The sequence below is a fragment of the Vibrio sp. 1288 genome (assembly GCF_033344475.1).
Window position 1 is genome coordinate 1 of the sequence record NZ_JAWPOX010001102.1, and the last position, 524, is coordinate 524.

General features: G+C 50.2%; 1 protein-coding gene. It reads right to left on the reverse strand.

From position 1 onward, the window contains the following. The coding region (locus R8O11_RS31125) for a rod shape-determining protein (RefSeq protein ID WP_318195378.1) at nucleotides 1–524 on the reverse strand (524 nt) is incomplete at both ends.

Below are 524 nucleotides of genomic sequence, written 5' to 3' on the forward strand. Positions count from 1 at the left end.
TTCAGAGATATCTGAAGCTAGCTCTGGTGGACACTGCTCTAGCGCAACCATGACTGCAGAAACGATGCCTGATAGCGGCTCTTGAAGCGCTTCTAGGATCTCGTTTGAGTTCAAGCTAAAGCTGCGTGGCACACCTTCTGCAAGGTTACGGCCGCGAACTTCAATCTCTTGAACTTCATCACCTGGGTAAGCTGAACCGATTTCGTGCTTGATTTTTTCTGCCGTAGCTTCACCAATCAAACTGCCGTAATTACGACGCACGTAGTTGATAACGGCTTCATCAAAGCGGTCACCACCGATACGTACAGAAGACGAGTAAACCACACCATTTAGAGAGATAACGGCAACTTCAGTAGTACCACCACCGATATCGACCACCATCGAACCTGTTGGCTCAGAAACACGCAGACCAGCACCAATCGCCGCCGCCATTGGCTCGTCAATTAGGTAAACTTCACGTGCGCCCGCACCCAATGCTGATTCACGAATCGCACGGCGCTCAACTTGAGTAGAACCACAAGGAA